Here is an 18,204-nt window from a genome sequence, read left to right on the forward strand (position 1 = left end):
CCGACACCGAGACGTCCCAGGTGGCCTTGTCCTTCGGGTGGTCGTTGCTCGGGTACCACCACCAGGCCGACTCGGGCTCGTTGACGGCGAGCGGGTCGTCGGAGTCCAGGTGCAGCCGGCACAGCTCCTCGGCGAGCGTCAGGTGCTCGTGCGAGTCGGCGTACCGGCCGCAGTCGCGTTCCATCGCGCCGAGCTTCGCCAGCATCTTGATGCCGCTGGGGTGACCGTCGCCGTAGACCTCCCGGTGCAGCTCCCAGGCGTCCTGCAACCGGTCGCGGGCCATCTCGCACTGGCCGCGCGCGTATTCCACGGTGGCCAGGTCGGCGTGCGCGGCGAGCACCCGCTGCGACTCCGGGCCGTCGCGGGCGGTCAGCTCGATGATGACGTCGGAGTAGAGCCGGGCCGCCCGCGCGTCGCTGCCGACCCGGTGCAGCACCGCGGCGAGCGTCGCGGCGGCGGTGACGGTGCGCTCGTCGGAGCGCCCGAACAGCCGGGTGGCTGCCGCGTACGCGAACGCGGCCCAGCCACGGGCGGAGTGCGGCTCGCCGAGCGCGACCAGCACCCGGGCCTGGAGGCCGGCTGCCTCGGCCAGCTCGGGGGAGGCGTTGCCGGGTCGGGGATCCGCGTCGCTGAGCGCGTCGGCGAGCAGCCGTTGCGCGCCGTCGAGGTCGCCTTCGGACACCAGTTGGTGCGCCTGGACGGTCAGGTCAGCGAAGCCGGAGGACACGCCCCATCGTGCTCGTCCGGCGACGGTATGTACAAGACCCGCAGTGGATCAGTTTGGTCCCGAATCCGTCAGGTGGTCGGCGAGCGTCTCGCTGATCCGGCGGAGCTGGTCGACCTGGGCCGGGCTGAGCGCGTCGAACAGGTGCCGGCGTACCCCCTCGACGTGGCCGGGCGCGGCGGCGGCCAGGGTGGCGAAGCCCTCGTCGGTGAGTACGGCGACCTGCCCGCGCCGGTCGGTGGGGCAGTCCTCCCGGCGGATCCAGCCGGACGCCTCCAGCCGGGCGGCGGCGTGCGACAGCCGGCTGCGCGAGGAGCCGGTCAGCTCGGCCAGCTCGCTCATCCGCAGCCGCCGGCCGGGGGCCTCGGAGAGGCGGACAAGGATCTCGTAGTACGCGTGCGGCATGCCCGCGTCGTGTTGCAGCTCGCGGTCGAGTGTCTCCATCAGCGCCCGGGAGGCGGTCAGGAAGGCGCGCCAGGTCCGCTGCTCGTCGGGGTCCAGCCACCGGGTCATGACGCCCATCATAGCGCCGATAGTTGAACGCTCAACAAAACCGGGGTACGGTCGGTGGCATGGGCATCCACCGACTCAACCACGCCGTCCTCTACGTCAGTGACCTGGAGCGCAGCGTCGCCTTCTACAGCGACGTGCTGGGCTTCCGCCGGGTCCCGATGACGCCCGAGGGCTTCCGCGGCGCCGCCTTCCTCCAGGCGCCCGACTCCACCAACGACCACGACCTCGGGCTGTTCGAGATCGGCGCGGCGGCCGGGGCGTCCCAGGCCGGCCGGGCCACCGTCGGGCTCTACCACCTGGCCTGGGAGCTGGACACGCTCGACGAGCTGGGCGCGACCGCCGAGCGGCTCTCCGCCGCCGGAGCGCTGGTCGGCGCGTCCGACCACGGCACCACCAAGAGCCTCTACGGCCGCGACCCGGACGGCCTGGAGTTCGAGATCGTCTGGATCGTCCCGGCCGACCTGCTGGACGACGCCGCGCTCGCCGCGCGTACCCGCATCGGGCGGCTCGACCTCGACCGCGAGCGGCAGCGCTACGGCGGGCAGACGCGCGGCGGCGTGGGCATCTCCGTCCCGGTCTGAGCGGGGTTCACGGCCGGACCCGCCGCGCCGTGCGGTAGAAACGGCACCATGTCCACCGACGCCGTCCTGCGCGAGCTGCTTGTCCGCCGGCTCGACCACTGGCTCCCCGCCGCGCTGCACCGGGCGCGGCGGGCCACGCTCGCGCTCGCGTACGCCGGAGGTGACGCCACCGGCGCCGAGGAGGCGTTGCGGGTGGTGGCCGAGTTCGCCGACCGGCTGCGCGGGCGGCGGCTGACCGTGCTGGTGGTGGCCGACGACGGCACCGACCTGCCGGTACGCCTCGGCGCCGCCGAGGCCGCCCTGCCCGCCGACGTCGCCGTGCACCTCGTGCCCGGCGGCCCGGACCGGCTGCCGGTGGCGCTCAAGGCGGCCGGTGCGGCAGGTGCGCCGCTGCTCACAGTGGCCGACGGCGCCGACCCGGACCCGGCCCTGCTCGCCGCCGCCGCGTCCGGGCGCCCGGCCGAACTGCTGCTCGTCACCGCGCCCGGCCGGTCGCTGCGCCCTGCGCTCACCGACGCCGGGTTCCCGCTCGTCACCGAGGTCGAGCTGGTGCCCGACGGGGACGGCCCGGCGCGGCTGCTCGGCTACGGCACCGGCTCCGACCACGGGCTGGAGGCGGTCAAGGAGGCGCTCTGGGCGGTCGACGAGTACGCCGGTGTGCGCTACCGCGACCCGGCCGACCCGCAGGGCCGGCTGCTCGACATCTCACTCGACCCCGAGCCCGGTCCGCTGCGCCGGGAACTGCTGGCCGAGCTGGCCCGCTCCGGCCCGCGTACGGTCACCGAGCTGCGCCGCTTCGCCACCACCTCGACCGTCTACCGGGCCGCCGACGTCAACCGGGCGCTGACCTCGCTGCTCGCCTCGGGCGCGGTGACCCGCGACCCGGAGCACGGCCGGCTCGGCGGGGACGTGACGATCAGCGCCGTCCCGACCGCTGGGTCATCTGCTTGACCACTATCGACGCCCCGGTGGCGACCACACCGATGCTGAACACCATCTGCGCGCACACCGCCACCCGGGCGATCTGACCCTGGGCGTGCACGTCGCCGTACCCGACTGTGGTGAGCGTCGCGAGTGCGAAGTAGAGCGCGTCGACGCGGGTCCGCAGGCCGACGAACTCGCCGGGCCGGGTGTTCGCCACCACGTAGTCGCCGAGCGCGAAGACCAGCAGCCCGGCGATCAGCGCGACCGCGAGCCGGGTGAGCGCCCGGTCCTCGTCCCGGCCGGTCGGCTGGTCCCGGACGAGCTGGCGGCGGACCTGGCCGGTGACCAGGAACGCGATCACCCCCACCAGGACCGCCGTGCCGATCGAGCGCAGGGCCAGCCGCAGGCCGTTCGGATCGGCCTCGACCGGCACCAGGAAGTAGCCGACCAGCATGAGGGCGCAGGCCGCGACGGCCCGCCGTCGCAACCGCCGCAGGGACACGTCCGCCATGCGGCGATTCTCCGGTCACCGGGACGCCGTGGTCGGCGGAACCGCGAACCCGGCCGGTACGACGATCGGGGCGCCGGCGTTGTCGCCGGCGCCCCGATGCACGTCCGGGTGGTCAGGCCCGGGTCTTGTCCTGCTTCCAGGACAGCGGCCCCGGAAGGTCCACGCGGTGGGCGCGGGTGTTCGAGTTCCAGGACCAGCGGCCGATCTTGATGCTCCACGACGAGAAGCCGTTCTGGGTGAAGTGGAGGATCAGCGGTCCGTACTTCTTGCGCTTGCGGAACTGGACGCCCATCGGGGGTGCCTCCTTCGTCTCCCTGCCTCTGCGGTCTGGAACATGCCCGGTTCGACGATTCGCGAAACCATGCCCGGTCCGCTCTGGACGGTGGGACCGTCACCCGGCAAAATCTCTATCCAACGGGTAGGTGTTAAGGAGTCGTAAATGCTGGTGGTGGCGGGTAGTAACAATGCCAGCGAAGAAAGTCTCACTCTTTGGAAGGGCGTTGACCGGCGCGGAGAGCGGTCGGCAGCATGAGTGCTGGTCGCCCCGCATCGCATCCCTCATCCGGGGGTATCGGGAGAGAACACCGTGCCGCCGCTGCTACCCCTGGACTGGAGGCTCTCGTGGACCGGTTGCACTCACCGTCGCGCCGACAGCTGGCGGCGTCGTGACCACCGTGGACCGGCCCGGCGCCGCCACCGTCGAGCTGCGCCCGGTCGACGTCGACTCGTTCCGCGGCCTGCTGCGCCGCCAGGCGTCCACGGTCACCGTCGTCACCACACCCGGCCTGCGCGGCAACCGGATGCGGCCGGACCTGCCGCCGGCCGGCTTCACCGCCACCTCGTTCACGTCGGTGTCGCTCGACCCGCCGCTGGTCTCGGTCTGCCTGGGCCGCGCGTCGTCGAGCTGGCCCACAGTCGAGCAGGCCGAACACGTCGCGGTGCACCTGCTCGCCTCCGGCCAGCAGGAGATCGCGCAGATCTTCGCCACCAGCGGCATCGACAGGTTCACCGCCCACCCGGGCTGGACCATCGGGCCGTTCGGCGTGCCGCTGATCGGCGACGCGCTCGCAGTGCTGCTGTGCCGGGTCGTGCGCCGGATCGAGGCGGGCGACCACACCATCCTGCTCGGCGAGCCGCTCGCGCTCGGCGCGGGCGAGGACGGCGACCCGCTGCTGCACCATCGGGGCGGCTACACCACCACGCTCGGCGACTGGCCCGAGGCGTGGTGACCGCCGCCGCCGACGACCTGATCGCGCTCGACCGGGCCGCCCAGGACCTGCTGTTCCGGGCCGCCCGCACCGCCAACGCGTTCACCGACGAGCCGGTCGCCGACGAGCAGGTCCGCGCCGTCCACGACCTGATCCGGTACGGCCCGACAGCGATGAACGCCCAGCCGCTGCGGGTGCTGCTGCTGCGCTCCGCCGAGGCACGGGCGCGGCTGCTGCCGTACGTCAGCGCCGGCAACCGGGACAAGACGGCGACCGCGCCGCTGACCGCCGTGCTCGCCGCCGACGTGGACTGGCACGACCGGCTGCCCGAACTGTTCCCGCACCGCCCCGGCGCCCGCGACTGGTTCACCGGCGACCCGGCCGGCCGGGAGGCGCAGGCCCGGTTCAACGCCGCGCTCCAGATCGGCTACCTGCTGGTCGGCGTACGCGCCGCCGGGCTGGCCGCCGGACCGATGGCCGGATTCGACGCCGCAGGCGTGGAACGCGAGTTCTTCCCCGGCGGGCGGCACCGGGTGCTGCTGCTGATGAACATCGGCCGCCCGGCGCCGGACGCCTGGCGGGAACGGCTGCCGCGCCTGCCCTACGAGGAGGTCGTCGGCACGCTGTGAATCAGCGCGGCTCCCACGCGTCCGGCTGCGCGGTCAGCTTGCGCACGTGCGCCGGCAGCCGGCCGCTGACCAGCTCGTCCAGGCTCACCTCGTCGACCACCCGGCGCACCGACGCGCGTACCGCCACCCAGAGGCGGGGCAGATTCTCCGCCGCCCCCTCGTACCGGGTCTCCTCGGGGCGCAGCCCGCGTACCCCCGCGAGCGGACCGTCGACGGCGCGCAACACGTGCCCGATGGTGATCTCCCGCGGCGGCCGGGCCAGCGTGTAGCCGCCCTCGGCGCCGCGCTGGGCCCGGACGACCCCGGCCCGGCGCAGGTCGGCCAGCACCGCCTCGAGGAACTTGCGCGGCATGTCCTGCTCCGCCGCGATGGCCTGGGTGGACAGCAGGGTGGGGTACGCGGTGGCCAGGCTCAGGGCTGCCCGGACCGCGTAGTCGCCGCGCGCGGAGATCTGCACGGTGCCATCATGCCTGGCCGCCCGGCACGGGGGAGTCGGCGGGCGGCCGGGGTCGCACCAGACGGACGGCCAGCGGGCGCTCGCGCTCGGCCCGGAACGTCCCCGGGCTCACCCCGACCTCGCGGATGAAGAAGCGGCCGAAGTTCGTCGGCTCGGGAAAACCCAGCTCCCGGCCGATCGCGGCGATCGACTCGTCGGTGGCGGCGAGCAGCCGGCACGCCTGCAACGCCACCCGCTCGTCGATCACCTGCTTGGCGCTGCGGCCGGTCACCGCCAAGCAGGCCCGGGTCAGGGTACGCACCGAGCAGCCGATCTGGGCGGCGTAGTCCTCCACCCGGCGGGTGTGCCGGTAGCCGCGTTCCACCTCGCGGCACAGCCGCCGGAACGTCTCCGTCTCGGCCCGGGGCGTCGCGCCGTCGCCCGGGTGCGGCAGCAGGCTCAGCCGCAGCAGCAGCACGGCGAGCTGGTGGCGCAGCAGCGCCGCGGCGGCCGGTACCAGCGCGTGCCGGTCGGCGTCCACGGCGAGCTGGCTCACCTCGCTGATCACCGCGTCCTCGTCCTCGCCGGCGAGCTGACGGTGGGCGGGCACCGCGTCCGGGTCGACGTCGAGGCCGCGCAGCGCGTCCGGCCGCCAGCTCACCACAGTCGCGTCGAGCTGGGCGCCGACGAACCGCAGCGCCTGGCCGGGATGCGCGCGCAGCAGCGTGCCCGGACGGCAGGGGACGGGCCGGAAGTCCAGCTCGGCGGTGCCGTGGCCGTGAGTGACCAGGATCAGCAGATCGCGGTCGAGCAGGACCGGGCGGGGCCAGCCGGGCTCGGCGGCGAGGTCGCCGAGCACACCGGTGACGATCTCGTCGGTGCCGGGGCGGAACTCCGGCAGGCCGGTGCGGGTGGCCGGGGAGGGCTGACCGGTAGTGACCATCATCCCGACGGTAACCGGCCCGCGCGCACGTTGCATCTCGACGGTTTCACCCGCTCGGGCCGCTCTTGTCGGCAGCCGAGCCGGACGGTTAGGTTACCGATCGGTAAGACCCGGGCCGGCGTGCGCTCCGCACCCGGCCACGCGGCCCCGGCCGACCGGCCCGCGGCCGGAAGACGGCGATGGGATGGGCATGACGGATCTGTTCTCGGTCGACGGCAAGACGGTCCTGGTCACAGGCGGCTCACGCGGGATCGGGCTGATGATCGCGCGGGGCTTCGTCCGGGCCGGCGCCCGGGTGATCATCTCCTCGCGCAAGGCGGACGTGTGCGAGTCGGTCGCCAAGGAACTGTCCGCCGAGGGCCACTGCGAGGCGATCCCCGCCGACCTGGGCAGCGACGCGGGCGCGCTGGCGCTCGCCGAGGCCGTGCGGGAGCGCCACGACCGGCTCCACGTGCTGGTCAACAACGCCGGCGCCACCTGGGGTGCGCCGTTGGAGGAGTACCCGGAGGGCGCCTTCGACAAGCTCTGGGCGGTGAACGTCAAGGCCGTCTTCCGGCTCACCACCGCGCTGCTGCCGCAGCTGCGCGCCGCAGCAGGCGCCGACGACCCGGCCCGCGTGATCAACATCGGGTCGATCGACGGCATCCGGGTGCCGTGGATGGAGGTGTACGCGTACTCCGCCACCAAGGCGGCCGTGCACATGCTCACCCGCGGCCTCGCCCACCAGCTCGCCGGCGAGCAGATCACAGTCAACGCGATCGCGCCCGGACCGTTCGAGAGCAAGATGATGGCGTTCGCGCTGGACGACCCGGACTCGCGCGCGGCCATCGAGCAGCAGGTGCCGCTGGGCCGGATCGGCCGCCCCGAGGACATGGCGGGCACCGCGATCTACCTGGCGTCGCGGGCGGGCGCGTACCTGACCGGAGCGGTCATCCCGGTCGACGGCGGGATCACCACGCGCGGCTGAGGGCGTACCCCCGGTTGGAGACGGCCCGGGGCCGCGCGGACTCGGCAGATCCGCGCGGCCCCGGGTGTCGCCGTGTCAGCGACCGGCCAGCAGCCGGTTCACCGCGGTGTCGACGTCCAGGTGCTCGGCCTCGCGGCCGCGCGGGACGACGACGTAGGTCCGGCGCAGGAAGCGCACCAGCACGCTGCGCGGAACCTCGAACAGGGCGTTGCCGTCCGGCGACGACAGCGCCAGCGCGACGAAGTCGCCGCGCGGGGTGGCCCACGGCCAGACCCGCACATCACCGATGCCGGCTGGCTCGTCGAGGCCGGTGACCAGCAGTTCGCGTGCGAACGACCAGCTCACCGCCTCGCCGCCGGCGGACTCGGCATGGAACAGGACATGGACCGCATACGGGTCAGCAGGGTCGTAACGCAGGCTGGCACGCACCGGCAAGGCGGTGGCGTCAGGCGCGACGAGCCTTAGCGACGTCTCGACCTCTACGGTCGTCGGTCGGATGACACTCATGGACGTTCTCCCCCCGGCACCGCTGCGGAACGCGCGTGTCCCGCTTTTCCCATACTCAGGTGCTGCTCCTGGCTACGCTCCGCCATACGCTGACTTCACCCAGTGGTGGGAAGGGGTTCCGAAAGCCCCCGGGACCGCGTGGCCCCGCGTAGAATTTCCGGTTCCGCCCACTCCGTCGTTCCGCCCGGCAACGGGTGGTTCAGTCGTCGACTTACTCCGGTAACGTCCAGTCGTGAGCAGGGGTGACGGTCCCGCGCGACACTGGGGGGTGGAAATGGTCACGAGGGGCTCCTCGGTGACGTCGCGGACCACGGCCGAATCGCCGAAAGGTGCGGCCCGAGCAGCCGAAAGTCGGGGGTACGAGGTGCCGGTGGAAGGGCGGTCGCAAGGCGCTCTCATGGAGCGGCGCCGGCGGCGAAGGGGCTGGCGGCTGCGCCTGCACACCACGCTCGACCTGATCCGCGCCAACCCCACCGGCCGCGTCGCCCTGAAGATCTTCATCGGCATCCTCGGCGCCATCGTCGTCACAGTCGGTATCGCGCTGATCCCGCTGCCCGGGCCCGGCTGGCTGCTGGTCATCGCCGGCCTCGGCGTCTGGGCTGTCGAGTTCCACTGGGCGCGACGGCTGCTCGCGTTCACCCGCCGGCACGTCAACTCCTGGACGCGCTGGGTGAAGATGCGGTCGCTGGGTGTGCGGTTCGTGCTCGGGGCGGTCGGGCTCGCGTTCGTGTCGGTGGTGGTGTGGCTGTCGCTCAAGTACAGCTTCGGTATCGACGTGGTGGCGGAGGCGCTGCACTACCTCGCGACGCACTGAGGGCCGGTTTTTGGTCCGGGCGGGTGATCGGGTAGAGTCATGCGCGCTGAGGGCGATTAGCTCAGCGGGAGAGCGCTTCGTTCACACCGAAGAGGTCACTGGTTCGATCCCAGTATCGCCCACCGTGCATGTACGCAGGTCAGAAGCCCGTTACCGGACAACCGGTAACGGGCTTCGCCGCTGTTGCCCCTTAAATTGGGAGCAGATTGGGAGCATGGCGCCCCCGCCCTATGGCCGCCTGGCACCCCCTACAGTCCTCGGTGAGCGCTCGTCGGCGCCCGCTCACTCGGGTCGATTGTCGGTGAACTCCACCCGCGACCAGCTTGGACACTTCTCCTGCGGTCCGAAGCGAGTGCAGCGCCGGCAGCTGGCCGGAGTGCCCCACGTGCGTGAGGAGGACGTGCGGGTCGCCGGTCGCAGCAGCTCGAACGGCGGAGCACCCCACGTACCTCGGGAGGCCAGAACGCCAAGGCGGTGCGCGGGATGTGTCGCGCATGAGGGCGTTGGCCATCAACGCCCTCATGCGCAAGGCAGCGCGTCCCGGCACCCGCTAGAAGAAGTGGTGACGCGGTCGTCGAGATCGCCGTCATCGGCGCGTACACCGGAGCGACGCTGCTCGACACGCTGGTTAGTCCCGGCATGTCTATCCAGCCGGGCGTGCTGTTCGGCGACGTCACCGAGACGATCGCCGACTGGCGCGCCGCTGCCCGCAAGGCCGCCCGCGCTGCCAGCGAATGACCGAGAATGGTGATCCCTGATTCGCCATTGCCTCAACGCGGCCTCCTACCAGCCCGCCTATGACCTTGCCGGGACCGGCTGGCTGCGCCGGCTTCCCGCCGGGGAGACAGTCCTACGCGTCCTGACCGTCGGGGCCTGAATGCCGCTTCTGCCAGGCAGATACGAATTGATCAAATAGGTTGGGATGCAGAACCTTGAGGGCTGCGATGAGGTGTGCGGATCGGTCTGCGAGGGCGCCGGCGTGGCGGGCTCGGATAGGTGGCGGTGCCATCCGATCGAGATTGGCGCAGCAATCGTCTAGGGCCGCGAACGTGTTCTCGATGGAGTCGACCAGGTCGGCGATCGGCTGGTGCTCGTCAGCGTCGAGGAACGAGAGATCGGCGGCGGCGAGGAGACGTTCGAGACCGTCGGGGCCGTCGCTCCAGAGGATTCCGTCGGGCCGCGCGGGGAGGATCTCCGGGAAGAGGGCAGGGTCGGTGTCTGCGAGAAATGTCTGGTACTTCAGCGCATACACGTAGAGATCGATCACGGTGTCGAGAGCGCTCTCGTCTGCGGTGGACGAGGCGGTGGCAGCGACGTGGGGAAGTCGGTCGACCTTGCGGGCGATGTTGGCCAGGATCGAGATCAGTTCCCCTCGACGCTTCCACGAGTTGCCGTAGGCGGCGTCCTTCTCGCGATGCAGACGGGTGACGACGTCCTTGAATGCACGGGCTTGGGGGCCGTCTCCGCTGGGCGTAGTCGGGGCCTCGGGTTCGACGACGGTCAGGGTCTGAGTGTCGAGGTCGAAGTGAACGGTGCCGCCGCCTAGCCGGCGGAGGGCGCGCCAGGCGGTGAAGCCGGTGAGGATCGCTTTCTCCCAGTCGGCGGCGCGGTGGGCGCCGACTTCGAGGTGGGCGACCATGCCATGGATGACGTCGAGCAGGTCGTTGTCGACGTGGTTCTTGCCGTCGAGGTACTGGTGTCGGCTGGCGTAGGAGAAGACGAGGGCCGAGATGCCCTCCTCGATGGCGATGGCGCGCCCGCCGTCCTCGGCTTCGTCGGTCTCGGGGTTGCTGCGGCGCTTGCGTTTGAGCAGGGATCGCATGACGGGGGACCAGCCGAGCACGGCGGCGTAGGCGAGATGGAAGATGTCGTGGAAGCAGTACCCGTCGGCGATGTGGGACGCGTTGGTGATCGGGTCGCCTACCGTGGCGCCGTCGAGGGTGAGGACCGAGGTCTCGCGGCCGTTCGGGCCCTTGGTCAGGGTGAAGACGAACTGGGCGCGTCGAGGAAGTTGTTCGTGGTCGTCGTGGCCAGAGTCGAACGGGATGGCTTCTGCGGGGGTGTGCCGCCAGCGATCGGTGATCTTGCTGAGGTTCGCCGTGGCGATGTCCTCGAGGTCGAGCCCGAGGTGATGGGCCGCGGCGGAGACGTACCAGAGCACGTCGCCGAGCTCCTCACGCATTCGTACGCGGAACGCCCGGTCGGCCGGCCCATCGCGCAGATGCTTCTTGTAGTGGGTCAGGACCGTGCCGGTCTCTCCCGCGAGACCGAACAGCGCAACGGCGAGAGCGTTCTCGCCGGTCTGGGGTGCCTGGACGGTCTTGATCGCCGAGCGCTGGTACGCCTTCATCTCCACGCGATCTCCTCGTGTCGATGGCGGAATTTCCGACATCGAGTCCGAGTATCGCACAGGTGTGGTATTCTCGGCCACGGTGATGGATTTTTCGACATGATCGGGGAGGGTCGTGCAGCACACAGCTAGTCCGACGGTCGAGGCGATCGTTGATGTGGTCATCCGACTGTTGGCCGAGGAGTGTGGGCAGTCCGAGGGGGACGTGCGCGACGCTCTCGAGGAGCAGGGCTGGGAGATGCCGATCGACTCGCTTCGCATCGTCGAGATTTTGGTCAAAGTTGAGAACGAGTTCGGCGTCGAGGTGCCGGCAGATGTCGACTCCGCGCGGTCAACACGGTCGGTGCGTGCGTTCGCGGAAGTCGTCCGTCTCGCCTGCGCCGTTGAGGAACGGAGTCAGCCATGAAGACGGATTCAAGGCCGGAGGCGGGGCGCTCCGGCGAGTGGGGGGTCCTCGGCGAGCGCCTGAAGGACGTTCGGGAGTACCTCAACTTCACTCAACAGTGGGTGTCCGAGCAGACCGGGATACCGCGAACCGCCATCGGCGAGATCGAGCGTGGCAGCCGACGGGTCGACAGCTTTGAGTTGAAGAAACTCGCGCGGCTGTATCGCTATCCGATCAGCTACTTCCTGGACGAGGACCTCGACGCGGTCCCCGCCGAACACGCCGTGATCGGCCTGGCCCGCCGGTTGACCAACCTCAAGCAGGAGGACCGCGATCAGGTCATGAAGTTCGCGGCGTTTCTTGAGCTGTCCTACCAGGCGGACGCGGAGGACGACGACCGAACCAACCCGGACAACCGTGGAGCCGCATCATGAACTGGTTGATGGCTCACCGAGTCGCGGGGATCGCCGCGGCTAATTTGCGCCGCCGGCTCGGGCTCTCCGAGGATGAGTACGTCGACGCCTTCGAGGCCCTCGAACTGTCGGGCCTGATGGTCATGGGCCAGGACATGCCGAACCTGTTCGGCGCATTTGTCCCACCGCAACCAGGTCGGCACGGTGGCATCCTGCTCAACAGCAGGATGAGCGAGGCGACGATCCGTCACTCGGCCGCCCACGAACTCGGCCACGCGGAGATGGGTCACGGCAACTGCGTGGCCGAGGGCCTCGACCCTTTCGCCTCCTCGCGAGGCACGCAGTGGTCCGATGAGGAGAAACAGGCCGAGGCGTTCGCGGCGTGGTTCCTGATGCCCATCCCCGCCGTCAAGACGACCCTCATACGGCTCGGCCTCGACGTGCCGCGAGAGGCCATGGACGCCTACCAACTGTCGCTGCACCTGGGCACGTCATACCGGGGTACGCTGCGCCACCTCGGGAGTCTCCGGATGATTCCACCAGGCGTCGGTAGCGGTTGGGCGGGCATCCCGCCAGCGCGACTGCGCGCCCAACTGTGTGGTCGTCGCCGTGATCTCCCGGCACGTGTATGGGATCTGACTGGCCTGACGGAGGGCTGCCGGCTGCCGGTCGATCGCGGCGATCGCCTCATCGTCCGCGCCCCGTGGCTCGGTTCGTCCCCGACCTTCACCGGTCCCGTCGGGGTCACGATGCGCGTCGAACCGCAGACGGTCATGCCGGGAGAGGGAGCAGAGTTCGACATCGTCGACGACATCGCCACTGAATCGACACTCACACTGACATCCGACAGCGGCTCGGAGCAGTGGTCAGTCACCCTGATGGCGACACCGCCATCGCGTGAGGGCCTCATCGCGAGTCGACGAGCACCAATCATGATCGGACCAGCCGTGAGGGCGGGGCGATGACGATCATCACCGTGCAAGCCCCCGATGTCTCCACCGCGTGGCTGTCCGCCGCAGCGCAGCTTGACGCCCAGCCCCGCCGGGAGGCATTCCACGCCGTCGTGCACATCGACGACCCGGTGGCCGAGAACCCCGAGACCAGGACGGCGGTCGACGAGATTCTGCGGAGTGGGAATCTGCAGACCATCGAGACGGTCGCGAACACCATCTTCCCGGCAGGCATCGCCGCCTCGAGCCAGAACCATGCCGAACTCGTCGAGCGGTACCTTCGGATCCTGCCGGTCTTGCGGAGGTTTCCCAAGAACGAGCGGGGTGCCACCTACTTCAGCCGACTGATCCACTACCCCACCAAGAACGGCCCGTTCGATCAGATCGGCGCCGTCATCGACCGAGTCGGAATCGAACGCCGCACGCCTGGCCCGAGACGAGCCCGGTATGAGGTCGGCATCGCCGGCGGGGACGACTCCCAGACCACGGCCACTCAGATCTACGCTCCTGGGACCGACAACAGCCCCATGGCCTTTCCGTGCCTGAGCCACTGTTCATTCCAGTTCGACACGACTGAACGGCTGCACCTACTCGCGACCTATCGCAGCCAGTACCTGCTCGAGCGCGGGTACGGCAACTACCTCGGCCTCGGTCGGCTTCTCGCCTACGTTGCCCAGCAGACGAACCTCCAGGTTGGTCAGCTTACCGTCGTGGCTGGGCTCGTCCGCTTGGAGAATCCAATCCTGCCGGTCCGGGCCATCATCAAACAGTTCACACCGAGCGTGTCCGTCCGGTAAGACATCCGGACAGTCGTGCTCGCGCCGGTCGGTGAGCCATCGCAGCATCGAGGGCGTTTCGGACCGCAGGGTCGTCCAGCACCGCGAGACAGTCCTCGGCGTACGTGGAGAAGCTGGTGAGCATCGCCGTCACCTGGGGGTCGACGCCGCGGGCAGCGAGGTCAGTGCTCTCGATGTGAAGGTCGCGGTAGATGCGGGCACCCAAGCTGTCCAGCGCGGTCGCGAGGACCGTCACGGCATGCGCATACGACGGCTCAACCTCGGTCAGCGGGTTCTGCGGCATCATGCGCTCCTTGAGCAGAAAAGATAGACGTTCCGGCGGGATCTGCGGCGTCGGGCGGCGGCGTCACTGATCGAGCCGACCGTTGATGCCCCACTTTGGTGGAAACCACGCAGTCAGGGCTTCTGGTTCGAGGGCGTAGCGGTAGGACTGCTTGATCCGAGTGCGCCCGCTGATTCCGGCAACGTCGGGGTGGGCGACACGGGCGTACTTGTCGACCTCGCAAAACAGGTTCTGGCAGTCGATCAGCTGCAGCCGCCGGCCGCCGAGCGTGTCGAACGTCAGGCCTAGCCGCGACCAGTGTTCCTCTTGCGTATCTGCGACGTAGCGGATGATGTCCTGCTCGATGCCGTGAGCGGCGGGCCCGAAACACTTCCGGATGCCGTCGCGCGCTCCGGGGCCGGCAACCACGAAATCCATCTCGTCGAAGCCGAGGGTGGACGTGTAGTTCAGGTCGATGAGGAGCTGATAGGCGAGAAAATCGCCGAAGGCGGGTAGTGCCCGCAAGATGCTGAAGGCCTCGCGCATGCTTTCGGCCGACTGGAGGCGCTCGGGCACACCGCTGGTCATCATCGCTTCAATGAGCCGCAGATGGTTGCGATGCTTGCGAGCCTCGCCGAACTGCGGCGGCGGGATCACATAGGCAGCCGAGTACAGTCGCTGACCCGCCGTGAAAGCCTCCGTCAGGATGCCGTCGTAGTCGGCGAACCGGTAGTCCCGCCAAGACGGAAGTCCGAGACCGGCACCCAGGACGCGCCAGGTCGAGATCCGGTTGAACAACTTGAACAGAACCGTTCGAAAGAAGACCTCCTCCCACGCCTGGTCGCCTGTGTAGATCACGTCCCGTATCAGGTACTGGCTCACGCGGTCGGCAGCGCGGTAGCAGTTCGTGAAGCGGTGCCGGCCCAGAATCGGGTCGGTGGTCCACGGTGCCGGGGCCCCTCGAAGTCGCGCCAGGTAGATGCTCTGCCGCGCGACCGCAAAGCGCCAGTACGTGTCGAAAACCGCCGTCGGCTGCAGCAGGCGGCCTGCCACGATGACCTCTCGACCACCTGCTGGCGGAAGCTCTCGCTCGTGCTCGAGTACGGCCTGCTTCATGTAGCTACTATATATTAGATAGACTTCTGATGGGTAGAGAGCGAGGTGACGCGTGGATCTGCTGAAAGACTCGCCACGTCGGACGACCTCAGTGCAGTGGCCCGCTGAGGTAGATGATCATCTGAATCTGCTCGTCGCGCTGGTGGCAGCTGAAGGAGTCCCGGTCAGCCGGGCCCAGCTGTTGTCGGCCCTAGTTGCCGACGCGCACCTCAACGGCGAGGCTCTTTCCCAGGTCGTTCGCCGATACCTGGGTGGCCTGCAAGTTGGCGACCTGGCTGCGGTGGCCCCGCCGTCCGACGACCTGCCCACCTCGCCACGGCGCGGCCGGCGGCGGTCAGCGGCGTGACCGTGTCCCCCTGCTTCGCGGCTGGCGGTTGGGTCGGTTCGTGCGGGCTTTCTCCTTGAGCCGCATGCGGTTCGGCGGGCTGCGGCGAGGACGAGGCGGGCCGACGAACCGTGGTTTCGGATCTGCCCGTTCGGGTTGTTCGTTGGCGGGTTGGTGGATGGCACGGAATCGATCGAGGGGTGGCCGCGCGTTCGGCGGTCCACCCCTCGATCGTCTGGCCGCGCCCGATCTCATCAGGCGTGCCGGGTCCGAAGTTCAGCTAGAAGATGAGGTCGAATGCTGACCAGTTGGATCCGATGATGGTGTAGCTGGGTTTGAATCGGCCGGTGCCGTTGCCTTGGTAGAGGTAGAGGTCGCCGGTGGGGCTGTAGCGGCCGATGACGTCGGTGTTGCCGTCCATGTTGAAGTCGCCGACGGAGAGGATGTGGTTGAAGCTGCCCCAGTTGAAGCCGATGGTGGTGTAGCCGGAGAGGATCCGTCCGCTGCCGCTTCCTCGGTAGAGGTAGAGGTCTTTGGTGGTGTTGATGCGGGCGATGATGTCGGGGTGGCCGTCGCCGTCGAAGTCTCCGGGGGAGAAGATCTTGTCGAATGCGGCGAAGCTGGAGCTGATGACGGTGTAGCCGCTTTGGACTCGTCCGTCGCCCGTGCCTTGGTAGAGGTAGAGCTCTTTGGTGGTGCTGTTGCGGGCGATGATGTCGGCGTCTCCGTCACTGTCGAAGTCACCGGGGGAGAAGATGGTGTCGAAGGCGGCCATGCTCGAGGTGATGACGGTGTATCCGGTTTGGAAGTTTCCTCTTCCGGTGCCTCGGTAGAGGTAGAGCTCCTTGGTGGGGGTGTAGCGGGCGATGACGTCGGTGGTGCCGTCGCCGTCGAAGTCGCCGGGGGAGAAGATGATGTCGAATCCTGACCAGGCGGATCCGATGGTGGTGTAGCTGGGGTTGAACATGGCGCCGTTGCCCTTGTAGAGGAAGATGTTCTTGTTCGGGCTGTAACGGGCCATGACATCCGGGTATCCGTCGCTGTTGAAGTCGCGTTGAGGGCCGGCTGGGATGGGTTGGGCAGGGCTGACATTGCTCTTCCAGGCGAGGGTTTCGCTGATCTGGCCCTGGAGGTAGCCGGTGTAGCTGGTTGTTCCGTTCTTGTGCGCGCCGATGCGGAGTGGGCCGGTGGCGTTCCATCCGTTGGGGTGAACGGCGGTGGCGACGTTGACGTCGTTGACGTAGAGGCCGAGTCGTCCGGATGTGCTCTGGTAGGAGATGGTGAGGCGGGTCCAGACGCCGATTTGCACACTGCCGGCCGCGGCTGCGGCGGTGTCCCAGGTTGCGGTGGTGGCGTCGGTGCGGGGCATGCCGACTCGCCAGCTGGCGTCGGAGGCTTCGGCCCAGAGCCTGAATCCTGCGGTGTTGACGCCGTCCTGTGAGATGACGGTGCCGCCGGTGGCGGTGGGTTTGACCCAGACGTTGACGGTGTAGTCGGCGTTGGTGGCAACGGCCGGCCCGGCCGTGGTGAGGGTGCTGTTGATGCCGTCGAGGGTGACGTTGGGGCTGAACACGTCGCCGCTGTTCCACGCGGCGTTGCCCGCCCCGGTGGCGGGCAGGGTGCTGACGTCGTCGGTGGCGACGTTGCTGCCACTGACGGGTCCGCCGTCCGCGTTGTTGAAGGGCCAGGCGTGATCGGCGGTGATCAACGTTCGGTTGGTGGAGGCGGTGATGACTCCGACGTCGGTGGTGAGGCCGGTGACGAGCCAAGGCGTGACCTTGGCGGACGCGTCGATGGTCCAGAGGTCCCCGGTGCCGTCGCCGTCGATGTCACCGCCCTGCAGGGTCAGGGACTTGCCGGTGTTCCAGCTGCTGTTGAGCAGGTGTTGGGTGTAGTGCAGGGTGTAGGTGCCGTCGTTGTCGTAGCGCAGGTTGTTCCAGAGGTAGAGCTTGCCGGTGGTGGCCTGCCAGAGGAACAGGCCGGTGCCGGTGGGGGTCAGGGCGGAGGTGATGGTCCAGGTGCTCCAGTCGTAGCCGCCTGTCGGAGTGGTCTGGGCGGCGAGCGTGTCGACCTGGCCGTAGCCGCCGATGCCGTCGAAGTTGGGGTAGTAGTTCAGGTAGTAGCCGTTGGCGTCGCCGGTGATGCCGATCAGGTCGGGGTAGGCGAGGCCACTGCGGTGTCCGGCGTTGGACAGTTGCAGCGGGTTGAGGAGTTGGTTGTCGATGAACGTGCCGGCGTTGATGCCGGTGTAGGTGCCGTCGAGTTGTGCCTGGATGGTGGAGCCGTCGCCGTTGCCCCGCAGGATGACCGCTTCCCCGGCGTGGGTGCCGGTGGGGTAGTAGGCGAGGACGTCCTGCAAGCCTTGGCCAGCGAAGCGTCCGGGCAGGATCTGCGCGCCGTTGAAGTCGGTCGGGCGTCCGGTCAGGAACACACCGTTGCCCCTGGCGCCGATGTTGGTGCCGATTCGGTTGACGCCGGAGATTCCGGCCCCGGCGCCGAGCCACAGGCCTGGTGCGAGGCCGTTCTTGGCGCCGGCGGTGACCAGGTCGGCGTTGCCGTCACCCGTGAAGTCACCGTCTGCGGCGTAGGCGGCCGGTGTCGAGTTGAAGGTGACCACGGCGTTGTCGCCGATGTTGCCGCCGGGGGACAGGCTGGTGACGGTCAGGGAATTGGTGAAGCGGGTCGGGGTGATGTTGATGGTGAGGCTGCCGTTGGTGGCGGGCAGGTTGCTGGGCGGGCCGGCGTTGAGCTGGTACAGGTAGCCGCTCGGCGTTGTGCCGGTGGTCGGCGGCGAGATGGTGATGGGAAAGGACTTGCCGATCTGGGTGCTGCCTTCGGCGGGGGTGGGC

Annotated in this window: 22 protein-coding genes and 1 tRNA gene; 12 read left to right on the forward strand and 11 right to left on the reverse strand. The window is 69.3% G+C overall.

Annotated elements, in window-relative coordinates:
• Together ABD52_RS29485 and ABD52_RS29490 are read right to left on the reverse strand one after the other, a co-directional pair.
• Positions 1-727: tetratricopeptide repeat protein (locus tag ABD52_RS29485; protein ID WP_235437593.1), on the reverse strand; the 727-nt coding region annotated here is incomplete at its 3' end.
• Between the two features lie 48 nt (positions 728-775).
• A complete protein-coding gene (locus ABD52_RS29490) occupies positions 776-1,246 on the reverse strand; it encodes a MarR family winged helix-turn-helix transcriptional regulator (protein WP_013284918.1) in 471 nt (156 codons plus the stop codon).
• A gap of 50 nt (positions 1,247-1,296) precedes the next feature.
• Between ABD52_RS29490 and ABD52_RS29495 the strand changes: the two genes are divergently transcribed.
• On the forward strand, positions 1,297-1,818 hold the full coding sequence (locus tag ABD52_RS29495; protein ID WP_013284919.1) for a VOC family protein: 522 nt from the start codon (positions 1,297-1,299) through the stop codon (positions 1,816-1,818).
• A 48-nt stretch (positions 1,819-1,866) separates the two neighbouring features.
• Positions 1,867-2,769, forward strand: a complete 903-nt coding sequence (locus ABD52_RS29500) for a hypothetical protein (protein ID WP_047893921.1) — start codon at positions 1,867-1,869, stop codon at positions 2,767-2,769.
• On the opposite strand, the gene ABD52_RS29505 is transcribed toward ABD52_RS29500, so the two are convergent.
• Both ABD52_RS29505 and ABD52_RS29510 read right to left on the reverse strand, forming a co-directional pair.
• Positions 2,735-3,253, reverse strand: a complete 519-nt coding sequence (locus tag ABD52_RS29505) for a potassium channel family protein (protein ID WP_013284921.1) — start codon at positions 3,251-3,253, stop codon at positions 2,735-2,737. The genes ABD52_RS29500 and ABD52_RS29505 overlap by 35 nt on opposite strands.
• Before the next feature lie 112 nt (positions 3,254-3,365).
• Positions 3,366-3,545 carry a DUF4236 domain-containing protein gene (locus ABD52_RS29510; RefSeq protein WP_013284922.1) on the reverse strand — a complete coding sequence of 60 codons (180 nt, stop codon included), beginning with the start codon at positions 3,543-3,545 and terminating at the stop codon, positions 3,366-3,368.
• A 373-nt stretch (positions 3,546-3,918) separates the two neighbouring features.
• Here ABD52_RS29510 and ABD52_RS29515 point away from each other — a divergent pair, with 373 nt between their 5' ends.
• Both ABD52_RS29515 and ABD52_RS29520 read left to right on the forward strand, forming a co-directional pair.
• Positions 3,919-4,482 carry a flavin reductase family protein gene (locus ABD52_RS29515; RefSeq protein WP_013284923.1) on the forward strand — a complete coding sequence of 188 codons (564 nt, stop codon included), beginning with the start codon at positions 3,919-3,921 and terminating at the stop codon, positions 4,480-4,482.
• On the forward strand, positions 4,479-5,090 hold the full coding sequence (locus ABD52_RS29520) for a malonic semialdehyde reductase (protein ID WP_013284924.1): 612 nt from the start codon (positions 4,479-4,481) through the stop codon (positions 5,088-5,090). The genes ABD52_RS29515 and ABD52_RS29520 overlap by 4 nt, the downstream gene beginning before the upstream one ends.
• Position 5,091: 1 nt before the next feature.
• Here ABD52_RS29520 and ABD52_RS29525 read toward each other — a convergent pair whose 3' ends face one another.
• On the reverse strand, positions 5,092-5,547 hold the full coding sequence (locus ABD52_RS29525; protein ID WP_013284925.1) for an Rrf2 family transcriptional regulator: 456 nt from the start codon (positions 5,545-5,547) through the stop codon (positions 5,092-5,094).
• A gap of 7 nt (positions 5,548-5,554) precedes the next feature.
• Positions 5,555-6,472, reverse strand: a complete 918-nt coding sequence (locus ABD52_RS29530; RefSeq protein ID WP_047893922.1) for a helix-turn-helix transcriptional regulator — start codon at positions 6,470-6,472, stop codon at positions 5,555-5,557.
• A 187-nt stretch (positions 6,473-6,659) separates the two neighbouring features.
• Here ABD52_RS29530 and ABD52_RS29535 point away from each other — a divergent pair, with 187 nt between their 5' ends.
• Positions 6,660-7,436, forward strand: coding sequence for a glucose 1-dehydrogenase (locus tag ABD52_RS29535; protein WP_013474586.1), 777 nt, complete (start codon positions 6,660-6,662; stop codon positions 7,434-7,436).
• A gap of 75 nt (positions 7,437-7,511) precedes the next feature.
• On the opposite strand, the gene ABD52_RS29540 is transcribed toward ABD52_RS29535, so the two are convergent.
• Positions 7,512-7,943, reverse strand: a complete 432-nt coding sequence (locus ABD52_RS29540; protein WP_007457244.1) for an SsgA family sporulation/cell division regulator — start codon at positions 7,941-7,943, stop codon at positions 7,512-7,514.
• A 274-nt stretch (positions 7,944-8,217) separates the two neighbouring features.
• On the opposite strand from ABD52_RS29540, the gene ABD52_RS29545 reads away from it, so the two are divergent.
• Together ABD52_RS29545 and ABD52_RS29550 are read left to right on the forward strand one after the other, a co-directional pair.
• Complete coding sequence (locus ABD52_RS29545) at positions 8,218-8,757, forward strand: TIGR02611 family protein (RefSeq protein WP_200905257.1); 540 nt, start codon at positions 8,218-8,220, stop codon at positions 8,755-8,757.
• A gap of 50 nt (positions 8,758-8,807) precedes the next feature.
• Positions 8,808-8,879: transfer RNA gene (locus ABD52_RS29550), tRNA-Val, on the forward strand.
• A 728-nt stretch (positions 8,880-9,607) separates the two neighbouring features.
• Here ABD52_RS29550 and ABD52_RS29555 read toward each other — a convergent pair.
• On the reverse strand, positions 9,608-11,107 hold the full coding sequence (locus ABD52_RS29555; protein ID WP_235437595.1) for a nucleoside triphosphate pyrophosphohydrolase family protein: 1,500 nt from the start codon (positions 11,105-11,107) through the stop codon (positions 9,608-9,610).
• A gap of 115 nt (positions 11,108-11,222) precedes the next feature.
• On the opposite strand from ABD52_RS29555, the gene ABD52_RS29560 reads away from it, so the two are divergent.
• From ABD52_RS29560 to ABD52_RS29575, 4 genes are read left to right on the forward strand one after another with little or no spacing between them, the layout of a single operon-like run.
• Positions 11,223-11,513, forward strand: coding sequence for an acyl carrier protein (locus tag ABD52_RS29560; protein ID WP_047893925.1), 291 nt, complete (start codon positions 11,223-11,225; stop codon positions 11,511-11,513).
• Positions 11,510-11,926 (forward strand): helix-turn-helix domain-containing protein, encoded by a 417-nt coding sequence (locus tag ABD52_RS29565; protein ID WP_047893926.1) that lies wholly within the window; start codon positions 11,510-11,512, stop codon positions 11,924-11,926. Before ABD52_RS29560 ends, ABD52_RS29565 begins: the two co-directional genes overlap by 4 nt.
• Positions 11,923-12,870, forward strand: coding sequence for an ImmA/IrrE family metallo-endopeptidase (locus ABD52_RS29570; protein WP_047893927.1), 948 nt, complete (start codon positions 11,923-11,925; stop codon positions 12,868-12,870). Before ABD52_RS29565 ends, ABD52_RS29570 begins: the two co-directional genes overlap by 4 nt.
• Positions 12,867-13,652 carry a hypothetical protein gene (locus ABD52_RS29575; protein WP_047893928.1) on the forward strand — a complete coding sequence of 262 codons (786 nt, stop codon included), beginning with the start codon at positions 12,867-12,869 and terminating at the stop codon, positions 13,650-13,652. Before ABD52_RS29570 ends, ABD52_RS29575 begins: the two co-directional genes overlap by 4 nt.
• Here the strand turns inward: ABD52_RS29575 and ABD52_RS29580 are convergent.
• On the reverse strand, positions 13,627-13,938 hold the full coding sequence (locus ABD52_RS29580) for a hypothetical protein (protein ID WP_047893929.1): 312 nt from the start codon (positions 13,936-13,938) through the stop codon (positions 13,627-13,629). The two genes, ABD52_RS29575 and ABD52_RS29580, sit on opposite strands and share 26 nt — an antisense overlap.
• A 60-nt stretch (positions 13,939-13,998) precedes the next feature.
• Entirely contained in the window at positions 13,999-15,030 is a 1,032-nt protein-coding gene (locus ABD52_RS29585; RefSeq protein ID WP_235437594.1) for a nucleotide kinase domain-containing protein, read from the reverse strand.
• A gap of 52 nt (positions 15,031-15,082) precedes the next feature.
• On the opposite strand from ABD52_RS29585, the gene ABD52_RS38635 reads away from it, so the two are divergent.
• On the forward strand, positions 15,083-15,376 hold the full coding sequence (locus ABD52_RS38635) for a hypothetical protein (protein WP_082171415.1): 294 nt from the start codon (positions 15,083-15,085) through the stop codon (positions 15,374-15,376).
• A 259-nt stretch (positions 15,377-15,635) separates the two neighbouring features.
• Here the strand turns inward: ABD52_RS38635 and ABD52_RS37680 are convergent.
• Positions 15,636-18,204: FG-GAP-like repeat-containing protein (locus ABD52_RS37680; RefSeq protein ID WP_200905258.1), on the reverse strand; the 2,569-nt coding region annotated here is incomplete at its 5' end.

It is taken from the genome of Micromonospora sp. RV43, assembly GCF_001029515.1.
Lineage (GTDB): Bacteria > Actinomycetota > Actinomycetes > Mycobacteriales > Micromonosporaceae > Micromonospora > Micromonospora aurantiaca.